The 18,581-nt window shown below is 73.3% G+C and carries 15 protein-coding genes and 1 pseudogene; 8 read left to right on the forward strand and 8 right to left on the reverse strand.

What is annotated here, in order from left to right; all coding sequences use genetic code 11:
- Positions 1–50 precede the first annotated feature (50 nt).
- On the reverse strand, positions 51–737 hold the full coding sequence (locus ACIBNE_RS37345) for a peptidyl-tRNA hydrolase (protein WP_399279793.1): 687 nt from the start codon (positions 735–737) through the stop codon (positions 51–53).
- An 84-nt stretch (positions 738–821) separates the two neighbouring features.
- Here ACIBNE_RS37345 and ACIBNE_RS37350 point away from each other — a divergent pair, with 84 nt between their 5' ends.
- Positions 822–1,499 carry an AIM24 family protein gene (locus ACIBNE_RS37350; protein ID WP_399279795.1) on the forward strand — a complete coding sequence of 226 codons (678 nt, stop codon included), beginning with the start codon at positions 822–824 and terminating at the stop codon, positions 1,497–1,499.
- A gap of 4 nt (positions 1,500–1,503) precedes the next feature.
- Here the strand turns inward: ACIBNE_RS37350 and ACIBNE_RS37355 are convergent, their stop codons facing one another.
- The 5 genes from ACIBNE_RS37355 to zapE all read right to left on the reverse strand — a co-directional run bounded on the left by ACIBNE_RS37355 (position 1,504) and on the right by zapE (position 6,591).
- Positions 1,504–2,400, reverse strand: a complete 897-nt coding sequence (locus tag ACIBNE_RS37355; protein ID WP_399279843.1) for a polysaccharide deacetylase family protein — start codon at positions 2,398–2,400, stop codon at positions 1,504–1,506.
- 102 nt (positions 2,401–2,502) lie between these two features.
- Complete coding sequence (locus ACIBNE_RS37360) at positions 2,503–3,384, reverse strand: PPK2 family polyphosphate kinase (protein ID WP_399279797.1); 882 nt, start codon at positions 3,382–3,384, stop codon at positions 2,503–2,505.
- A gap of 108 nt (positions 3,385–3,492) precedes the next feature.
- Complete coding sequence (locus ACIBNE_RS37365) at positions 3,493–4,851, reverse strand: alkaline phosphatase PhoX (RefSeq protein ID WP_399279799.1); 1,359 nt, start codon at positions 4,849–4,851, stop codon at positions 3,493–3,495.
- Positions 4,852–5,009: 158 nt separating this feature from the next.
- Positions 5,010–5,435 carry an OsmC family peroxiredoxin gene (locus tag ACIBNE_RS37370; RefSeq protein ID WP_399279801.1) on the reverse strand — a complete coding sequence of 142 codons (426 nt, stop codon included), beginning with the start codon at positions 5,433–5,435 and terminating at the stop codon, positions 5,010–5,012.
- 46 nt (positions 5,436–5,481) lie between these two features.
- A complete protein-coding gene (gene zapE, locus ACIBNE_RS37375; protein ID WP_399279803.1) occupies positions 5,482–6,591 on the reverse strand; it encodes a cell division protein ZapE in 1,110 nt (369 codons plus the stop codon).
- On the opposite strand from zapE, the gene ACIBNE_RS37380 reads away from it, so the two are divergent.
- The 4 genes from ACIBNE_RS37380 to msrB all read left to right on the forward strand — a co-directional run bounded on the left by ACIBNE_RS37380 (position 6,590) and on the right by msrB (position 10,012).
- Positions 6,590–7,393, forward strand: a complete 804-nt coding sequence (locus ACIBNE_RS37380) for a pyrimidine reductase family protein (protein ID WP_399279805.1) — start codon at positions 6,590–6,592, stop codon at positions 7,391–7,393. The genes zapE and ACIBNE_RS37380 overlap by 2 nt on opposite strands.
- A gap of 151 nt (positions 7,394–7,544) precedes the next feature.
- Positions 7,545–7,997 (forward strand): indole-3-glycerol phosphate synthase, encoded by a 453-nt coding sequence (locus ACIBNE_RS37385; RefSeq protein WP_399279807.1) that lies wholly within the window; start codon positions 7,545–7,547, stop codon positions 7,995–7,997.
- Between the two features lie 223 nt (positions 7,998–8,220).
- Positions 8,221–9,594: a UDP-N-acetylmuramate--L-alanine ligase gene (gene murC / locus ACIBNE_RS37390; RefSeq protein WP_399279845.1), complete on the forward strand. Its 1,374-nt coding sequence runs from the start codon at positions 8,221–8,223 to the stop codon at positions 9,592–9,594.
- A 10-nt stretch (positions 9,595–9,604) separates the two neighbouring features.
- Positions 9,605–10,012, forward strand: coding sequence for a peptide-methionine (R)-S-oxide reductase MsrB (gene msrB, locus ACIBNE_RS37395; RefSeq protein WP_399279808.1), 408 nt, complete (start codon positions 9,605–9,607; stop codon positions 10,010–10,012).
- A 20-nt stretch (positions 10,013–10,032) separates the two neighbouring features.
- On the opposite strand, the gene ACIBNE_RS37400 is transcribed toward msrB, so the two are convergent.
- The gene (locus ACIBNE_RS37400; protein WP_399279810.1) at positions 10,033–11,991 is read right to left on the reverse strand and encodes a hypothetical protein; all 1,959 of its coding nucleotides are present in this window, start codon (positions 11,989–11,991) and stop codon (positions 10,033–10,035) included.
- Positions 11,992–12,226: 235 nt separating this feature from the next.
- A pseudogene (locus tag ACIBNE_RS37405) lies at positions 12,227–12,712 on the reverse strand (trypsin-like peptidase domain-containing protein); the annotation flags it as partial.
- Between the two features lie 352 nt (positions 12,713–13,064).
- On the opposite strand from ACIBNE_RS37405, the gene ACIBNE_RS37410 reads away from it, so the two are divergent.
- The 3 genes from ACIBNE_RS37410 to ACIBNE_RS37420 are packed head-to-tail and all read left to right on the forward strand — an operon-like array spanning position 13,065 to position 18,296.
- Positions 13,065–13,967, forward strand: a complete 903-nt coding sequence (locus ACIBNE_RS37410) for a hypothetical protein (RefSeq protein WP_399279812.1) — start codon at positions 13,065–13,067, stop codon at positions 13,965–13,967.
- Positions 13,967–16,141, forward strand: coding sequence for a bifunctional serine/threonine-protein kinase/ABC transporter substrate-binding protein (locus ACIBNE_RS37415; protein WP_399279814.1), 2,175 nt, complete (start codon positions 13,967–13,969; stop codon positions 16,139–16,141). Before ACIBNE_RS37410 ends, ACIBNE_RS37415 begins: the two co-directional genes overlap by 1 nt.
- 22 nt (positions 16,142–16,163) lie before the next feature.
- Positions 16,164–18,296 (forward strand): bifunctional serine/threonine-protein kinase/ABC transporter substrate-binding protein, encoded by a 2,133-nt coding sequence (locus ACIBNE_RS37420; protein ID WP_399279815.1) that lies wholly within the window; start codon positions 16,164–16,166, stop codon positions 18,294–18,296.
- Positions 18,297–18,581: the final 285 nt, after the last annotated feature.

An 18,581-nucleotide genomic window follows, 5' to 3' on the forward strand; every position in this document is an offset into this window, starting at 1 on the left:
GACCCGCCCCGAACCCCCCTCCCTAGACGTTCAGAGGTTGATTTGAGGTTTCACCCGCGCAGCGCGGGATGCTCCGCGACCACCGTGCACGTACCGGGCGCGATCTCGGTGAAACCGGCGTCGCGGACCACCGGCAGCCCGCTCGCCGTGAGTTCCGCCCAGTGCGCCGCGTCCGGCGAGGTGCGCACCACGAGCGGGAAGCCCGCCTCGCGCCACTCCTTGCGCCGCACCTCCGACAGCCGCCACCAGGCGAGCTGCGCGCCGTGCCCGGTCTGGGCCATGGTCTTGCCCGCCGACATGTCCAGCTCCGGGTTGAGCCAGAGGACCGGTACGTCCGCCGCCGCGCCGACGGGATCCGGCGCGTCCTGCCCCTGGGGATCGTCCAGGTCCGTGCCCGACACCTGGAGCTTGGCCAGCTCCTTGGGCCAGCCGTCCAGCGGTACGGGCGGGAAGACCCGCACCTCGGCCGCCCGGCCCGTCACCGTGATCCCGTCGAGCGTCCCCGCTTTGCGCCATTCCGCGCCGCGCGCCCGCCGCACCACCTTGCGGATCTGGGTGTCCTCCCAGTCCCGTACGGCGCCCGCCCACGCGCCGTCGCCGGTCGCACGCTCGTCCGAGAGCAGGGCCAGGACGGCACGGGCGGACGTCTCCAGGGCGTCGGTGCGGGCCGGAGGGTCGGTCTTCTCGATCCGCACGACGAGGGGGAGTACGTACCGGATGGCGTCTTCGCTGCTCATCCGGCCAAGTCTGCCACTGCCGCGGCGGTCTCGGGGCGCGGAACTTCTTGGCGGAACGGGGCGGCAGGGGCGAGGATGCACCGCATGAAGAGCGACCTTTTCGGCAACGAACACATGGCCCAGCCCGCGACCGTGCCCGGCATGAGCCTCCAGAACGCCAAGTCCATCAAGTACGTGGTCAACGGCGAAGTGCACGCCCGCCAGGGCTCGATGATCGCCTACCGGGGCAACCTCCAGTTCGAGCGCAAGGGCCAGGGCATCGGCGGCATGCTCAAGCGCGCCGTGACCGGCGAGGGACTGGCGCTGATGGAGGTGCGCGGACAGGGCGAGGTGTGGTTCGCACAGGAGGCCGCGAACTGCTTCATCGTCGAGGTCGAGCAGGGCGACTCGATCACGGTCAACGGCCGCAACGTGCTCTGCTTCGACCCGACCCTCTCGTACGAGATCAAGACGGTGAAGGGCGCCGGAATGACCGGCGGCGGCCTCTTCAACTCGGTCTTCACCGGCTACGGCAAGCTCGGCCTCATCTGCGAGGGCAACCCGATCGTGATCCCGGTCAGCCACCAGCAGCCGGTGTACGTCGACACCGACGCGGTCGTCGGCTGGTCCGCGCAGCTCAACACCTCGCTGCACCGCTCGCAGAGCATAGGGTCGATGATCAGGGGCGGCTCGGGCGAGGCCGTGCAACTGATGCTCCAGGGCGAGGGCTTCGTGATCGTGCGCCCCAGCGAGGCCAAGCCGCACGACCCGAAGCAGAGCTGACGCGTCAGGCACGCATCAGTTCGGAGACCTTCACGAAGCGGTAGCCGCGCCCGCGCAGCTCGGGCACGATCCGGCGGATCGCCCGCTCGGTGACGGGCGCGGCACTGCGCGTGCAGTGCATGACCACCAGCGACCCGGGCCGCACCCCGGCCAGCACCTGCTCGGCGACCGCGTCCGCGTCCTTCGCGAACGCGTCGCCGCTCACCACGTCCCACTGCACGGCGGTGACCTTCGCCGGGGCGAGCGCCCGCAGCGTCGCGCCGTCGTAGCAGCCGCCGGGGAAGCGGAAGTACGGGACGACGTTGCGCGCGCCCGCCGCGCGGAACGCCGCGAAGGCCCGGTCCACGTCCGCCGCCATGTCCCGTGGCGCGACCTGCGGCAGCCCGTAGCAGTCGGGCTTGAAGGCGTAGTGGCTGTAGGAGTGGTTGGCGATCTCGAAGAGCGGGTCGGTGCCGATGGACCGCGCCTGGTCCGGGTACTCCTCGGCCCAGCGGCCCGTCATGAAGACCGTCGACGGCACCTTCGCGGCGCGCAGCGCGGCGATGAGGCCGGGGTTGTCGAACCGCTCGCCGCGCCGGGCGCGCGGGCCCTGGTCGGCGGTCATGTCGGCGTCGAAGGTGAGCGCGACGACCTTCGGCGAGGTCTCGGGCCCGCGCTCGAAGACCGGGGTGAGACCGGCCGGTCCCGGGGTCATGGTCGGTACGGGCGCGGTGGACGGCAGCGGGGCGGGCGGGGTCCTCGTGGGCACGGGCGCGGTGGTTCCCCGGGGCGCGGGGCGGGACGCGGAGGGCGCGGGGGCGCCCCGGTCCGCGACCTGCGCGGCGGAACGCCCCGCGGTCTCCTCGGGGCTGCCGCAGGCCGCGGCGCCGAGCAGCGCGGCGCCCGTGAGGGCCGCCGCCATCAGCCCGCGTACGGCGGGGGTGCGTGCGGAAATGGTCACGGACGGAAATTAACCGATCATGACGGCCCTTCCCGCACGGCGTGCTGGGGCGCGGCCCCTCCCTCAGCCCATCGAGAGCAGCCGGTCGCGGCACAGGGCCGCGTCGAAGTCGCCCGGCGGGTACTGCGGGTCGAGCGCCTCCAGATGGGCGAGCAGCAGCGCGCCCACCGCCCAGTTGCGGTACCACTTCCGGTCCGCGGGGACGAGGTACCAGGGCGCCGCGTCCGTGGAACAGCGCTCCAGCGCCGTCTCGTACGCCCGCTGGTAGTCGGGCCACAGCACCCGGTCCTCGATGTCGCCCGGATCGAACTTCCAGTGCTTGTCGGGGTTGTCCAGCCGCTCCAGGAGGCGGCGGCGCTGCTCCTCGTACGAGATGTGCAGGAAGACCTTGACGAGGGTGACGCCGCCGTCGTCGGCGAGGGAGCGCTCGAAGTTGTTGATCTGGCCGTAGCGCCGCTCGATCACGTCGGGCGCGGCGAGCTCGCGGACGCGGGCGATGAGGACGTCCTCGTAGTGCGAACGGTCGAAGATGCCGATCTCGCCCGCGCGCGGCAGCTCCTTGGCGATCCGCCACAGGAACGGGTGCTCCAGCTCTTCGGGCGTGGGCGACTTGAAGGCCCTGATGCGGCAGCCCGAGGGGTTGAACAGGCCGATCACGTGCTTGACGGTGCCGCCCTTGCCGCTGGTGTCCATGCCCTGGAGCACCAGCAGGACGCGACGCCTGTCGCCCGCCGTGCTGGCGGCGAAGAGGCGCTCCTGGAGGCCGGCGAGGAGGGGCGCGGTTTCGGCGGTCGCGGCGAGACCCGCGGCCTTGTCGGCGGGGCCGACCGGGGTGTCCCTCGGGTCGTACGAGGCCAGGTCGACGGGTTTCCCCGGCGGGAGGCGCAGCAGCTCGGGCACCTCGCGCCAGGGGGTGGGCTGTGGTCCGGCGCTCTTCTTGGCCACGGTGACCCCTTGTCTGGTCGGCTCCCTCGATGGTGCGCCCACCCTCCGCGAAACGCGAGGGGAGGGGCAGGGGGCGCCGCTGCCCGGGGGAGCGGCACCCCCCTCGCCTCAGTGCCAGGGCCCCCGGATCGCGAACGTCGTGCCGGGCGTGTAGCAGTTCACGTACATCGTCCGGCAGTCGGGCGAGAACGTGACCCCCGCGAACTCCCCCCACTCCGGCGCGTCGGGCGTCCCGATGTTCTGCCGCCCCCGCGCCACCGCGTACACCTCGCCGCGCCGCGTCAGCCCGTACACGTGCTGCGCCCCGTCCCCGTCCTCGCAGACCATCAGCCCGCCGCTGGGCGCCAGGCAGATGTTGTCGGGGGACTCGCCGGGCAACTGCACGTCGGTCGAGGGCCCGAAGACGATCACCAGCGTGAGCCGCCGCCGCTGCGGCTCGTACTTCCACACCTGCCCGAAGTGGTCGGCGGCCGAGCCGTCCCTGGACCGGGCGAAGCTGGAGACGAAGTACACCGAAGAACCGCCCCAGTAGCAGCCTTCCAGCTTCTGGGCGTGCGTGATGCCCTTCGGCCCGAAGTCCTGGAAGCGGATCGGGGTCTCCTTGGCCAGCGGGTCGGGCACGGGCACCCACTCCACGCCCTTGAAGACCGCCCCGGTCTCCGTGACCGCCGAGAGGTCGGGGACGCCGGGCACCCGCATCGCCTCCAGCGCCCCGCCCGCCCGCAGCGAGCCGTGCCCGCCGAGCGGGCGCTGGGGCAGGAAGCGGTAGAAGAGCCCGAACGGCCGGTCGAAGGCGTCCTCGGTCTCGTACACGATGCCGCTGTGCGGGTCGACCGCGACCGCCTCGTGCGCGAAGCGCCCCAGCGCGGTCAGCGGCACGGCTCCGGTACGGCGCGGATCGGCGCCGTCCACCTCGAAGACGAAGCCGTGGTCCTTGGTGTAGCCGTTCGTCCCGGCCTTGTCCTCGGTCTCCTCGCAGGTCAGCCAGGTGCGCCAGGGCGTGGGCCCGCCCGCGCAGTTGACGGCCGTACCGGCGACGGCGACGCGCTCGTCGACCACGTCGCCGTGCGCGTCGAGCGTGAGCGAGGTGCAGCCGCCCTTGGCCGCGGGGTCGTACGTCAGACCCGCGACGGTCGGCACGCCGATCTTGCCGGAGACGCGGTTCTCGTGGTTGCGGACGAGGTGGACCCGGCCCCGGCGCCCGGCGAACGCGGCCATGCCGTCGTGGTTGGAGGGGACGGGCCCCTCGCCGGAGCGCAGGGGGTCGCCCTGCCGGGAGAGGACTTCGTAACGGAAGCCCCCGGGAAGGTCGAGCAGCCCGTGGGGGTCGGGCACGAGGGGGCCGTAGCCCCCCTGGCCGTGTGCGGCGGCTGAGCCGGCGAAGAGTTCGGCGAAGGCCCCGGCGAAGGCCACGGTGGCGACGGACGCACCGGTTCCGGCCAGCATTTGACGTCGTGTTGCGGACATGTGTGGGCAACTCCCTGTTGGCGGACAGGAGATGTGACGTGACCCGCTTGGTCTACCACGCGTGCAGACGACACGGAACTGGTCGGCGCACTATCCGCGAAACGGGGCCCCCGGAGGCAACCAGCACCTCCGAGGGCCCCGCCCGTCTCACCGCACCGTCACGCGGACTCGACGGTCAGCGTGATGGTCGTGCCCGCCAGCGCCTGGCTGACCGGGCAGTTCGCCTTCGCGTTCTCCGCTGCGGCGGCGAACCCCTCCGCGTCGAGACCGGGCACCTCGCCCCGGACGGTGAGGTGGATGCCGGTGATGCCCTCGCCCGGCTGGAAGGTGACGTCCGCCTTCGTCTCCAGACGGGTGGGCGGCGTGCCCGCGCCGGTCAGCCCGTGCGAGAGGGCCATCGAGAAGCAGCTGGAGTGCGCCGCCGCGATGAGCTCCTCCGGGCTGGTCTTCCCGTTCGCCGCCTCCGCGCGCGAGGGCCAGGACACCGGCTGCGTACCGATGCCGGAGGAGTCGAAGGTGACGTTGCCCGAGCCCTTGATGAGCTCGCCTTCCCAGACGGTGTGGGCGGTACGAGTGGTGGCCATGACGGAGCCTTTCAGATGGAGAAACCCGCGATCTACGGCCCCAAACCTACTGCCCGACAAGCCCCTTCGCGTCCCGCGCCAGCGCGGTGAGCCGTGAGATGGCCCGGAAGTACTTCTTCCGGTAGCCGCCGTTCAGCATCTCGTCACTGAACAGCCGGTCGAACGGCAGCCCGGACGCGAGCACGGGCACCTCGCGGTCGTACAGCCGGTCGGCCAGCACGACGAGCCGCAGCGCGGTCGACTGGTCGGGCACGGGCCGCACGTCGGTGAGGCACACCGCGCGGACCTCGTCCGTCAGCGCCCCGTACCGGCTCGGGTGGACCTTCGCCAGGTGGTCGAGCAGCGCGGGGAAGTCGTCGAGCGAGGCGCCGGCCGTCGCGTACGCGGCCTTGGTGACCTGCTCGTCGGTGAACGGCGCCGGCGCCTCGGGCAGCCCCCGGTGCCGGTAGTCCTCGCCGTCGATGCGCAGCGGGCGGAAGTGCGCCGAGAGCCCCTGGATCTCGCGCAGGAAGTCCGCCGCCGCGAACCGCCCCTCGCCGAGCTTGCCCGGCAGGGTGTTCGAGGTCGCGGCGAGCGCGACGCCCGACTCGACCAGCCTCCGCAGCAGCGACGAGACGAGGACCGTGTCGCCCGGGTCGTCCAGCTCGAACTCGTCGATGCACAGGAGGCGGTGCCCGCCCAGGGTCCTCACGGTCTCCTGGAAGCCGAGCGCGCCCACCAGGTTCGTCAGCTCCACGAAGGTGCCGAACGCCTTGAGCGCGGGCTCGGCGGGCGTGGCGTGCCACAGCGAGGCCAGCAGGTGGGTCTTGCCGACGCCGTACCCGCCGTCGAGGTACACCCCGCGCGGCCCGCTGGGCGCCGCGGGCTTCCTCGCGAACCAGCGCCGCTTGCCGCCGACGGCGTGGGCCCCGCCGAGCCCGGCCGCGAACCCGGACAGCACCCGAACGGCCTCGGCCTGGCTCGCCCGGTTCGGGTCGGGGACGTACGTCTCGAAGCGCACCGAGTCGAAGCGCGGCGGCGGCACCATCTCCGCGACCAGGCGGTCGGCGGGGACGCGGGGCTCGCGGGCGCACAGCGACAGGGGGACGGCTTCGGTTATGACAGGGCTGGTCGACACAGTTCCCAACTTTAAGCGCCGTGCCAGACTGCACCACATGCGAGCCCTGTTCCCTGTGACCGACCAGACAGCCTCGGCAGCCGACCGGGAGTGGACCCTCGACGAGCTGGCGGACGCGTACGCCTACCCGGCACGTGGGCCGGCGGCCGCCGTCCAGGGGGCTCCGGGGAAGCCCGCCGCTCCCTGGCTCCGCGCCAACATGGTCTCCTCGCTCGACGGAGCGGCCCAGCACGACGGCCGCTCGCAGCCGATCTCCTCCGCCACCGACATGCGCGTCTTCGGCACCCTGCGCGGCCTCGCGGACGCCGTCGTGGTCGGTGCTGAAACGGTTCGCCTGGAGGGCTACAGGCCCGCCCGCGCCCGGGAGGCCTTCGCGGAGCGCCGCGCCGCCGCCGGGCAGGGCCCCGCCCCCGCGATCGCGGTCGTCAGCGCCTCGCTGAACCTGGACTTCTCGCTTCCGCTCTTCGCCGAGCCGCTCGTCCCGACCCTCGTCCTGACGGGCGCCGCCGCGCCCCCCGGCCGGATCCGCGACGCGGAGAGGGCGGGCGTCGAAGTGGTGGTCGCCGGGGACGGCGCGGGGGTGGACCCGGCCCGTGCGGTGGCGGCGCTGGGGGAACGCGGCCTGACCCGGCTGCTCACCGAGGGCGGCCCCAGGACGCTGGGCCAGTTCGTGGCCGCAGGGGTCCTCGACGAACTGTGCCTGACCCTCTCGCCGACCATGACGGCGGGCGACGCGCAGCGGATCGCGGGCGGCCCTTCTGTAACGGCTCCGGAATCTTTCCGGCTCGCCGCGGTACTGGAGGAGGCCGGGTTCCTTTTCACCCGCTACCTTCGGATCTGACAATCGGCGGAATTTGCCGTTCCGGTTAGCTTCCGCTGGGCACACTTACCATCGCAGTCCCCGTGTCAGCACGGGGAAGGATGGTTTCAGCAGGGGGCCGGGGGACGGCCCGTGAAGGAGAAGGGCGCCTGCCGTGTTCACAAGCGTATTGATGATCGAGAAGCCCCTCACCTCGGAGGACGTGGAGTTCGTCACGACGCTCCACGGGGACGAGCAGGTCTCCTTCATCGTGCTGATGCAGCCGCGCGGCGACCAGGCGGACGTACTGCTGCGCGCCATCGACGACGTGGCGATGGGCGAATTGAAGGAAGCGGTCAGGGAGGGCGACGTCCCCGAGGGGAGCGCCGCGAGGATCCCGGCCGAGCAGGGCCTGGAGCACTCGCTGAGGGAATTGCGCGCGGCGGGCTCCGAAGCCGTCGGACACGTGGTCGAGGAGCACCCCCTCGACAGGCTGAGGGCGATCGTCGACGAGGCGGGGGCGGACGAGGTGATCGTGCTGACGGCCCCGCACTACGTGGAGGAGTTCTTCCACCGGGACTGGGCTTCCCGCGCGCGTCACAAGGTGGGCGTACCGGTGCTCAAGCTCTTCTCGCACAGCGAATAGGCTGGGTCCCGCTCTTCGGACGCACCGCGCTCGCGGACGCCCCCGCCTCCGGGCCGGGGGCGTCGGCGCGCGCCCCGCAGGAGCGCGCCCGAACACTCACCGCCCGCCCGAAACCCGCACGAATCCGCACCTGGGAGACACACGCATGGCATCCGCACCCGGCAGCTCCGCATCCGAGGGAGAAACGAAGGGCGGAGGCGGAGCGGAGCGCAGCCCCGACGCCATGGAACGGCCGCACTTCATCGGCATCGGCGGCGCCGGAATGTCGGGCATCGCGAAGATCCTCGCCCAGCGCGGCGCGCGCGTCGCGGGCAGCGACGCGCGCGAGTCCGCGACGGCGGACTCGCTGCGGGAGCTCGGCGCCACGGTCCACATCGGCCACGCCGCCGACAACCTCGCCGCCGACGCCACCTCCGTGGTCGTCTCCAGCGCGATCCGCGCGGACAACCCCGAGCTGGCGCGCGCCGCCGAGCTCGGCGTCCCCGTCGTGCACCGCGCGGACGCGCTGGCGTCCCTGATGAACGGCCTGCGCGCGATCGCGGTGGCCGGCACGCACGGCAAGACCACGACCACCTCCATGCTGGCCGTGGCCCTCACGGAGCTGGGCCTGGACCCCTCGTACGCCATCGGCGGCGACCTGCACGGGCCCGGCACCAACGCCCTGCACGGCGAGGGCGACGTCTTCGTCGCCGAGGCGGACGAGAGCGACCGCAGCTTCCAGAAGTACGACCCCGAGGTCGCGATCGTCCTCAACGTCGAGCTGGACCACCACGCGAACTACGCCTCGATGGACGAGATCTACGAGTCCTTCCAGACGTTCACCGGCAAGATCCGCCCCGGCGGAACGCTCGTCGTCGCCGCCGACCAGTCGGGCGCGATCGAGCTGACGAACCGGGTCCGCGCCGCGTTCCCGGAGCTGAACGTCGTCACGTACGGCGAGTCCGAGGGCGCGGACGTACGGGTCAGGAAGGTCACCCCGCGCGGCCTGACCAGCGAGGTCACCGTCGAGCGCGACGGCAAGCTGCTCACCTTCACCGTCTCGGTCCCCGGCCGCCACTACGCGCACAACGCGGTCGCCGCCCTCGCGGCGGGCGTCGCGCTCGGCATCCCGGCGCACAACCTCGCGTCCGCGCTCGGCAAGTACACCGGCGTCGGCCGCCGCCTCCAGCTCAAGGGCGAGGCCGCGGGCGTCCAGGTCATCGACTCCTACGCGCACCACCCCACCGAGATGACCGCCGACCTGGAGGCGATGCGCGGCGCGGCCTCGGAGTCCCGGCTGCTCGTGGTCTTCCAGCCGCACCTCTTCTCCCGCACCCAGGAGCTGGGCAAGGAGATGGGCGACGCGCTGGCCCTCGCGGACGCGTCCGCGGTCCTGGACATCTACCCGGCCCGCGAGGACCCGATCCCCGGCATCACCAGCGCCCTGATCATCGACGCGGCCCGCGCGGCGGGTGCGGACGTCACCCACGTCGCGGACAAGGCGACGGTCCCCGACGTGATCGCGGGAATGGCGAAGCCGGGCGACCTGGTTCTCACCATGGGCGCGGGCGACGTCACGGACCTGGGCCCGCAGATCCTGGCCCGCCTGTCCAAGTAAGGGGACTGCCATGTCGTACGAGATCGAGAAGCCGGACGAGCAGTGGCGCGAGGAGCTGACGCCCGCGGAGTACGCGGTCCTGCGCCAGGCGGGCACCGAGCCCGCCTTCGTCGGCGAGTACACCGACACCAAGACCGAGGGCGTCTACTCCTGCCGGGCGTGCGGCTCCGAGCTGTTCCGCTCGGACACGAAGTTCGACTCGCACTGCGGCTGGCCGTCCTTCTTCGACCCGAAGGACACGGACGCGGTCGAACTGGTCGCGGACCGCTCGCACGGCATGGTCCGCACGGAGGTCCGCTGCGCGAAGTGCGGCTCGCACCTGGGACACGTCTTCGAGGGCGAGGGCTACCAAACCCCGACGGACCAGCGCTACTGCATCAACTCCATCTCCCTGACGCTGACGCCGGACGAGGGCTGATGCCGGGCGAGGGCTGAGCCTCAGCCCTCCAGCTCGCCCTTCACCTCCGCCTCCACCCCGAGGTCCTCGAACACCCAGGGCTCCTCGCGGTGGGCGCAGTGGTGGGCGAAGGGGTTGAGGAGCGGGGCCGCCCTCCGGCGGGCCGCCGAGGTCGTCAGGCGGCCCTCCGCGTGGGCCTCCAGGATCGAGCGGAGCTCGGCCAGGTCGGCGTTGCCGGGCTCCGTGCCCTCCGGGGCCCGGTCCTCCTCCGTGCGCCGCGGGTGGCGCGTCCCGTTGCAGAGGCGCGCCGCCTCCCCGCGCAGATGGACCTCCAGACGCTGGAGCGGGGACGTCCCCCCGTCGTCGCGGGCCAGCCGCGCCGCCCGCGTCAGCACGTCCGCGCTCTGGCGGTACGCGTCCGTCGCCGCGTACAGCGCACTGACGTCGACCAGCATCTCCACCGCCCTGTTCACGACCCCGTCCCGCTCCCACAGGTCCGCCGCCCTGAGCCACAGGTGGACGGCCGTGGCCGGGTCCGCCAGGTCGTGGGCCATGTAGCCCGCGTTGGCGTGCTCGACGGCCGCGTTGGCGTCCTGGTCGCCCAGCGACTCCCAGAGGTCAGCCGCCCCGCGGTACAGCGCCAGCGCCGCCGCCGGGCGCCCCGCGTGCTCCTCCGCCAGGCCGCACACGTTGCGCGCGTACGCCCGCAGCCGCACGTCGCCCGTGGCGTCCGACCGCTCCAGCGCGCTGCGGCCCCACCGCAGCGCCACCTCCGGATCCTCCAGCCTCCTCGCGACGCGGGCGTTGTTGACCGCGATCCTGGTGGCGGCCACCCGGTCCGACGCCCGGAGCGCGGCGTCCGCCCGCTCGCCCGCCGCCAGCGCCTCGGCCCACTCCTCCTGCTCGCGCAGGGCGAGGCTCAACGCCAGCTCCGCCTCGGGAAGGAGCCCGTGCACCCCGTACTCCCGCGCGATGCCCGCCGCCCGCCGCGCCGCCTCCGTCGCGGCCGCCCCCGTCCGCGGCCCCGAAGCCCCGCGCAGCGTCTCGGAGTTGACGAGGCAGACCCGGACCGCTCCCTCCGGATCCCCGCTCTGCAGGTGCAGCGACACCCGCACCTCGTTCACCGCGACGATCGCGTCCAGCTCGCCGCGCGAGGTGTAGAGGATGTGCAGACTGCTCGCCAACTCCAGCGCCCTGTCCTGCCACCCCCGCTTCCGCGCCAGCCGCAGCGCCGCGTGGAAACGCGTCGGGTCCAGCTCGCCCGACAGCTCGGCGCCCCGGTCCAACTCGGTGATCTCGGTCAGCCGCGCGGACAGGTACCGTACGGAACTCTCCTGGAACGACCGTACGAAATCGGGGTGTTCGTCCTCCGCGAGCCGCTCCGCCGCGAACAACCGGACCAGTTCGTGCAGCCGGAACGAAGCCAGCAGCCGCCCCGTCGCCATCCGGACGACCTCCTGGAGCGCCAGGCTGTGGTCCGCCAGCCGGGTCAGCACCAGCTCCTGCCGCAGCGCGGCCTCGCCCAGGCAGTGACCCAGCTCGTCGCCCGTGACCGCCGACCCCGGCGCCGCCGCCGTCAGCCGCAGCGCCCGCCGCGCCGCCGGGTCCAGCGCGTCGTGGCTGAGCCCGATCGCAAGCCGCACCGCCCGGTCCCCGTACGCGAGTGCGTCCAGCCGAGCCGACTCCTCCTCAAGCAGCTGTACGAGGTACGCGGCCCCGGGCCCCGAGGGCTGCGCCAGCCGCGCCCCCACGATGCGCAGCGCCAGCGGCACGTCGGCGCACAACCGCGCCAGCCGGTCCCCGTCCTTGGGCTCCACGCCCTCCGCGCAGCGCGCGAGCACCTCCACCGACGCGCTCCGCGCCAGCCGCCCGACTTCGAAGGCGAGGCCCGGATCGGCGTAGTCCTGGGTGCGGTCGCGCGAGGTGACGAGCACCGCGCAGCCCGGCGGCGCCTTCACGAAGGGCCGCACGTGCGCGGCGTCGCGCGCGTTGTCGAGCACCAGCAGCGTCCGCCTCCCGCGCCGCCCCGCCGGGCCCGACGGCCCCCGGGTGCGGCAGCGCCAGGCCGGACGCGGACAGTACGGTGCCCACCTCGTCGCCGAGCAGCAACTGTTCCCGCACCCCGACCCCGGTCTCCCGCAGCAGACGCGTGAAGTCCTCGGTCCGCGCGACCCAGACGGAGTCCCGCAACGGATGCCCGTCGGTGTCGTAGCGCGCCGACACCACGCCCAGCACGAGCCCGTCGCCCGCCCGCACCACCGGCGCCCCGCTCATCCCCGGCACCAGCCCGGACGCCGTGAGCCTGCCCATCGGCACGTCGTCCCGCACGGTCCCGCCCTGCCACTCGCCCGTGGTCTGGAGGAACTCGTAGCTGTGCCCGGGGTCCACCACCTCCGCCACCCCGGTGACCAGAGCCCTGGTCAACGGCGGCACGGCACCGGTCGGCACCCAGCCCGGGACGCAGCCGGGCAGCGGAACGGCCCGGCGGAGCACGGCGAGGTCGCGGGCCACGTCCACCGCCACGACGTACGAGACCGCCGCGTCCGCCGAGCCGTTGAGCGCGTCCGTCCGCACCTCGCCGCCCGGTCCGCCCAGCCCGCCGGGTCCGTTCACGACGTGCCACGCCGTGACGAGCACGCCGGGCGCCGCCTGGAAGCAGGTCCCCAGGGGGAACCCGTCCGGGGCCAGGACCCGCCCCAGGCTTCCCGGAACGCCCGTCATCCGGAGGACCGGGCCTGCTCGGCGATGCTCATGGGTCTCCTCGCACGCGCGGCAACGGACTCACGCGGACTCATGCGGACCTCGACCAGTCGAGTCTTCAGCAAGCGCACCGGACCGTCCAGCCGTCCGGCCCGGTGCGCGCGCGACACCTGCCCCGCTCCCGCACTCCCGCTCGGCCGTGGCACACGCACATGCCGCATGCCCGTGACGCACATGCCGCTTCCACCCGTTCCGAGATCAACTCACCCGTAATCCCCCACGGTTGGATCACCGGCCGTACTATCTGCATCGACTGCGCACGAACGGACCGTTCGAACGCGGAACCGATCGAGTCGATCGAGTTGGGGGACTCATGGCACCGGGAAGAGCCGCGCGCGGCCTCGCGCTCGCACTGCTCGGTTCGCTGCTCGCGGCGGGCTGCACCGACGGCGGCAAGGACGGCGAGGACGAGAAGAAGAAGGCGGGCGCGCGCACCACGCCCGCGCCCGGCAAACCCGCGCCGACCTCAAGCGCACCGGCCGCCGACGCACAGAAGCTCCCCGACATCGACCCGGCCAAGGCACCCCGCACCCCGGCCGAGGCCCGCGCCCTCATCGACAAGGTCATGGCGACCGCCGAATCCTTCGGCCCGGACGTCGTGCGCCGCACCCCGTACGAGAACGACCCCACCACCTGGCCCGTCCTCGGCACCGACTGCGCCTGGGGCCTCGCCCCACCGCCCGCCACGGTCCTGGCGACGCGCACCAGGAACTTCGAGGTGCCCGCGGCCAAGGGCAAGGGCGCGATGAAGCTCTCCGCCGTCGTCACCGTCCACCGCTCCGTCCGGGACGCGGAGTGGGAGATGGCGGACAGCCTGGAGGAGGGCATGCGCTGCCCCAGCCAGCAGCTGCGCACCGGCGAGAACGTCTCGAACCTGTGGACGAACGCCATGGCGGAGGGCGAGGCCAACCAGCTCAACGCCCACGACGTCCTCAACGAGTACGCCTCGTTCACCAGCCGCGAGTCCGGCGGACCGCAGCCGTACGTCTGGATGCTCTCCAGGGGCTGGCAGTTCACCATCGCCGTCTCGGGCAAGGCGGCCAAGGGCTACACGGACAGGGACCTCGGCAACACCCTCGTCCAGGGCAACGTCGCGATGCTGCTGCGCCTCGAAGCCGCGGTCGCCAAGGCGGACGAAGCCAAGCCCGACGCCACCAAGACTGCGGCCCCGGCCAAGTCGGGCGCAGCCCAGAACGACGCCGAAGGAGCCCGCTAGTGGACCCGCTGAGACCCGGTGACCCCGCACGGATCGGCGGCCACCGCCTCCTCGGCCGACTGGGCGCCGGCGGCATGGGCGTCGTCTACCTCGGCCGTACGGACGCGGGCGCCCTCGCCGCCGTCAAGGTCATCCAGCCCGACCTCGCCGACGACCACGACTTCCGCGACCGCTTCCGCCGCGAGGTCGACGCCGCGCGCCGCGTCGCGAGCCCCTGGGCCGCCGCGCTGACGGGCGCCGAGACCGAGGGCGAACAGCCCTGGCTGGCCACGGCGTTCGTGCCGGGCCCCGCGCTCTCGGACGCGGTGGCGCACTGCGGCCCGCTGCCCGCGCGCAGCGTCCGCGTCCTGGCGCGGCTCCTCGCCCGCGCGCTGGCCGCCGTCCACGCGGCGGGCCTGGTGCACCGCGACGTGAAGCCGGGCAACGTCCTGCTCGCCGTGGACGGCCCCCGCCTCATCGACTTCGGCATCGCCAGGGCCACCGACGCCACCGCGCTCACCACCACGGGACTCATCGTCGGCACCCCCGGCTTCCTCTCCCCCGAACAGGCGCAGGGCGGCCCGGCGGGCGGCCCGCCCGGACCGCCGAGCGACGTCTTCTCGCTGGGCTGCCTCCTCGCGTACGCGGCGACGGGACGCCCGCCCTTCGGTACGGGCGCCACCGACGCGCTCCTCTACCGCACGGTCCACGACGCCCCCGACCTCACCGGCGTCACCGACCCCGACCTGTACGCCCTCCTCACCGCCTGCCTCGCGAAGGACCCGGCCCAGCGCCCCACCGCCGCCGTCATCGACGCGAACGTCCCCGAGGACGTCCCGGCCGGGACCCTCAGCTCCACGGACTGGCTCCCCGACGCCGTCGTACGCCTCATCGCCGACCGCTCCGCCGCGATGCTCGCGCTCCCCGACATCGAGGCCACGATCACCGAGAGCACGAAGGCCGAGCGGCCGGGCCGCCGCAGGTTCCTCTACCTCGCGAGCGGCGGCGCCGTGCTCCTCGCGGGCGGCGGCGCGGGCGCCTGGGCCGCGCTGCGCGACGACACGGAGCCCGACGACAAGAACACCGCGGGCCCCAAGCCCTGGATCATCGGCTTCCAGGGGGACCTGTCAGGGCAGTACAAGGCGGAGGGCAGAGCCCAAGAACGCGGCCTGCGCCTGGCCGTGGAAGAGTTCAACGCCCGCCGCGCCGCGCCCTTCACCCTCGCCGTACGGGCCGCCGACGACGGCGGCGACCCGGCCCGCGCGCCCCGCGTGGCCACCGCCTTCGCCCGCGACCCCGCCGTCCTCGCGGTCATCGGCCCCACCACCGACGACACCACGCGCGCGGTCCGTACGACCTACGACGAGGCGAGCCTGCCCGTCCTGACCGTGTCGTCGGCCGCCATCGCGTACGACACCAACGAAGTGAAGCCCTTCTTCCAGACCTGCCCCAGCTACTCGGGCGTCGCCCTCCAGGTCCTCGCCCGTCTCGTCCTGCGCAAGGACGTCCAGACCCTGGGCGTGCTCGTCGACCGCGCGGGCGGCCTGCCCGCCATCAACCTGGCCAACCTGGTCAACATGGCCGTCCCGGTCAACACCGACGGCACCAGCTACCCCAGGGTCGCCCCCGCGAACCTCCCCGACATGGGGCCCGTCGTCCGCGACATGCTCGCCCACGGTGTCGACGCCTTCCTCTACACGGGCGACCCCGAGGGCGCGGCCCGCACGGCCCGCGCCCTGGTCGCGAGCTCCTTCAAGGGGCCGCGCATGGCGATGTACACCTCGATGACCCCGGCCTTCCTCCAGCAGGCGGGCGAGGCGGCCGAGGGCTGGGAGTTCACCGTGCCCTACACCGCCCCCACCGCCCCGGCGGCCAGGGCGTTCACCGCGGCCCACCGCAAGCGCTACGGGACGCCGCCCGAGCCCTGGGCGGCGGAGGCGTACGACGTGACCCGGATGGTCGCGGACGCGGTCGCCGCCCTCGCCAAGGGCGGCAGGCGACCGGCCCGCAGCGCCCTCGTCGCCGCCCTCGCCAAGGGCGTGCACCACGGCGTCTCGCACGCCTACGCCTTCGGCAAACGCGGCGTGCTGACCGCCGTGGACCACGAGTCGCTGCCCACGGCCGGCCACCTCTACCGCGCGGAGAGCGGCGCCTTCCGCTACCTCGGCCCGGCCCCGAAGTTCCCCGGCAGCTAGCGACGACGGAGCAGAACGACCCATGCGCCCCCTGAGAGCGGACGATCCCAGGTCCATCGGCCAGTACCGCACCCTCACCCGCCTCGGCGCGGGCGGCATGGGCGTCGTGTACCTGGCGCGCTCGCCAGGCGGCGCGCTCGCCGCCGTCAAGGTCATCCGCGCCGAGCACGCCGCAGACCCGGGCTTCCGGGCCCGCTTCCGCCGCGAGGTCGCGGCGGCGGGCCGCATCGAGGGCCCCTGGACGGTCCGCCTCACCGGCGCCGACCCGGACGCCGCCGAACCCTGGCTGGCCACGGAGTACGTCGCGGGCCCCTCGCTCGCCGAAGCGGTCAACACCTTCGGCGCCCTGCCCCTCACCACGGTCCGCGTCCTGGGCACCCGCCTCGCCCAGGCCCTGGAAGCCGTCCACGCGGCGGGCCTCGTCCACCGCGACGTGAAGCCGGGCAACATCCTGCTCGCCCTGGACGGCCCCCGCCTCATCGACTTCGGCATCGCCCGCGCGTCCGGCGCCACCGCCCTCACCGCGACCGGCGCCATGATCGGCACCCCCGGCTACCTCTCCCCGGAACAGGCCACGGCCTCCGGCCCCGAGGCGGGACCGCCCAGCGACGTCTTCTCGCTTGGCTGCGTCCTCGCGTACGCGGCGAGCGGCCGCCGCCCCTTCGGAGAGGGCACCCCCTCGGCCGTCGTCTTCCGCACGGTCCACGAGGAGCCCGACCTCGCGGCGGTGCCCCGCCCGCTGTTCCGGCTCGTCTCGGCCTGCCTCGCCAAGGACCCGGTCGCCCGCCCGACCCCGGAGGCCGTACAGCAGTGGCTGGCCGCCCCCGACACGGACGAATGGCTCCCGCAGGGCCTTCCCGCCCTCATCGCCGAACGCTCCGCCCAGGTCCTGTCGCTCCCCGACCCCGAGCCCCTCACCCAGCTCGCGCCGACCACCCGCCCCACGCGCAGGCGGCTGCTCGTCGCGGGCACGGCCGGCGCGGTCCTGGCCGCGGGCGGCGGCACGGCCGCCTGGCTGAACGCCCGCCGCTCCCCGAACACCCCCAACGGGTCGACCGTCGGCAACCGCCCCACGTACACGATCGCCGTCCACGCCGATCTGAGCGGACCGGGCAAGGCGACGGGCCAGGCGCACGACAGGGGGGCACGGATCGCGGTCGCGGAGCACAACGCCCGCGAGTCCGCCCCCTTCCGTCTGGCGGTGCGCACGGAGGACGACGCGGGTGATCCCGCGCGGGCCGCACAGGTCGCGAACCGGCTGGTCGCGGACCCGAAGGTGCTCGCGGTGATCGGCCCCACGACCGAGGCCACGGTGGAGAAGGCGCTCGTGCCGTACACGAAGGCGCGGCTGGTGACCCTCGTGATCTCCCCGAGTTCCAACAAGCTCAGCACGGTCGAGAACGAGAACCTCAGTCTGGTCAGGCCGAGCGACTCGTTCTACGCGAGCGTGGCCATCCGCTACCTCACGAGAGTGCGGCCCTCGAACCGCACGGCGGTGATCCGCGACGACGAGGGCGGTCAGACCGCCTGGGAAATGGCCAAGGACCTCAGCCAGTCGTCCCCCTCGTCCGGTACGACGACGGTGTACCGCGTCGCGCAGGACAGCGAGGACTTCACGACACCGGCGAAGGCCGCGAAGGCGTCCGGCCAGCTCGCGGTCGTGTACGGCGGAACGTCGCCGCGGCGCGCGGCGCTCTGCGCGAAGGCACTGGCGGCGGCGGGCTTCACGGGGGAGCGGGTGGCCGGTGCGGCCGCGATGGATCCGGCGTTCTTCGCGGAGGCGGGACCGGCCGCGGAGGGCTGGGTCCTCGCGGCCGCGTTCGTCGACCCGGAGGCGGAGAAGAGGACGGCGGCGTTCACCCGGGCACACCGGAAGCGGTACGGGGCCGTGCCCGGCCGCTGGGCGGCCGAGGCGTACGACGCGGTGGGTCTCCTGGCGAAGGCGGTGGAGTCCACCAGCGCGGGAGACCGGGGGCGGTCCGGGGTCGCGCGCAGGCTGTTCCTGGTCACGCACCGGGGCGTCAGCCGGAACCTGTCCTTCGCTCCGAACACGCACCTGGTCGACTCGACCAGCGGACTGTTCCTGTACCGGGTGGAGGGCGGCCGTCCGAAGTACCTCGGCCCCTATATGGAGGTACCGCAGGACCGAGGTTGACACGGCCCTCCGGGGACCGTAGTGTCCTCCGAGTTGTCACGGAGCCGGAACGGTTCCGCGACGACCGATCCGCCGCTCATGCGGCACCCAAACTCAGCACGACCTCCCGCCGGGGAGAATTTCAGCATGCCTGGAATTCAATTCGGTCCTCGATTATGAGGAACCCGGGAAACCGGCTAGAGTTCTGGACGTCGGAACGGCCCAACAGCCGGGAAGACAAACCCCGCTGACTGGGAATCAGGCCCGAAAGGATCTGATAGAGTCGGAACCGCCGGAAGGGAAAGC

Origin of the sequence: Streptomyces sp. NPDC050504, assembly GCF_044458065.1 — a bacterium.
In the GTDB taxonomy this organism is placed as follows: Bacteria; Actinomycetota; Actinomycetes; order Streptomycetales; family Streptomycetaceae; genus Streptomyces.

Bases quoted from the DNA above. Each gene is read 5' to 3' on its own strand.
- ACIBNE_RS37345 (WP_399279793.1), bottom strand. From the start codon at position 737: ATGAGCAGCGAAGACGCCATCCGGTACGTACTCCCCCTCGTCGTGCGG.
- ACIBNE_RS37350 (WP_399279795.1), top strand. From the start codon at position 822: ATGAAGAGCGACCTTTTCGGCAACGAACACATGGCCCAGCCCGCGACC.
- ACIBNE_RS37355 (WP_399279843.1), bottom strand. From the start codon at position 2,400: ATGGCGGCGGCCCTCACGGGCGCCGCGCTGCTCGGCGCCGCGGCCTGC.
- ACIBNE_RS37365 (WP_399279799.1), bottom strand. From the start codon at position 4,851: ATGTCCGCAACACGACGTCAAATGCTGGCCGGAACCGGTGCGTCCGTC.
- ACIBNE_RS37370 (WP_399279801.1), bottom strand. From the start codon at position 5,435: ATGGCCACCACTCGTACCGCCCACACCGTCTGGGAAGGCGAGCTCATC.
- ACIBNE_RS37380 (WP_399279805.1), top strand. From the start codon at position 6,590: ATGCGAGCCCTGTTCCCTGTGACCGACCAGACAGCCTCGGCAGCCGAC.
- zapE (WP_399279803.1), bottom strand. From the start codon at position 6,591: ATGTGGTGCAGTCTGGCACGGCGCTTAAAGTTGGGAACTGTGTCGACC.
- ACIBNE_RS37385 (WP_399279807.1), top strand. From the start codon at position 7,545: ATGATCGAGAAGCCCCTCACCTCGGAGGACGTGGAGTTCGTCACGACG.
- murC (WP_399279845.1), top strand. From the start codon at position 8,221: ATGGAACGGCCGCACTTCATCGGCATCGGCGGCGCCGGAATGTCGGGC.
- msrB (WP_399279808.1), top strand. From the start codon at position 9,605: ATGTCGTACGAGATCGAGAAGCCGGACGAGCAGTGGCGCGAGGAGCTG.
- ACIBNE_RS37410 (WP_399279812.1), top strand. From the start codon at position 13,065: ATGGCACCGGGAAGAGCCGCGCGCGGCCTCGCGCTCGCACTGCTCGGT.
- ACIBNE_RS37420 (WP_399279815.1), top strand. From the start codon at position 16,164: ATGCGCCCCCTGAGAGCGGACGATCCCAGGTCCATCGGCCAGTACCGC.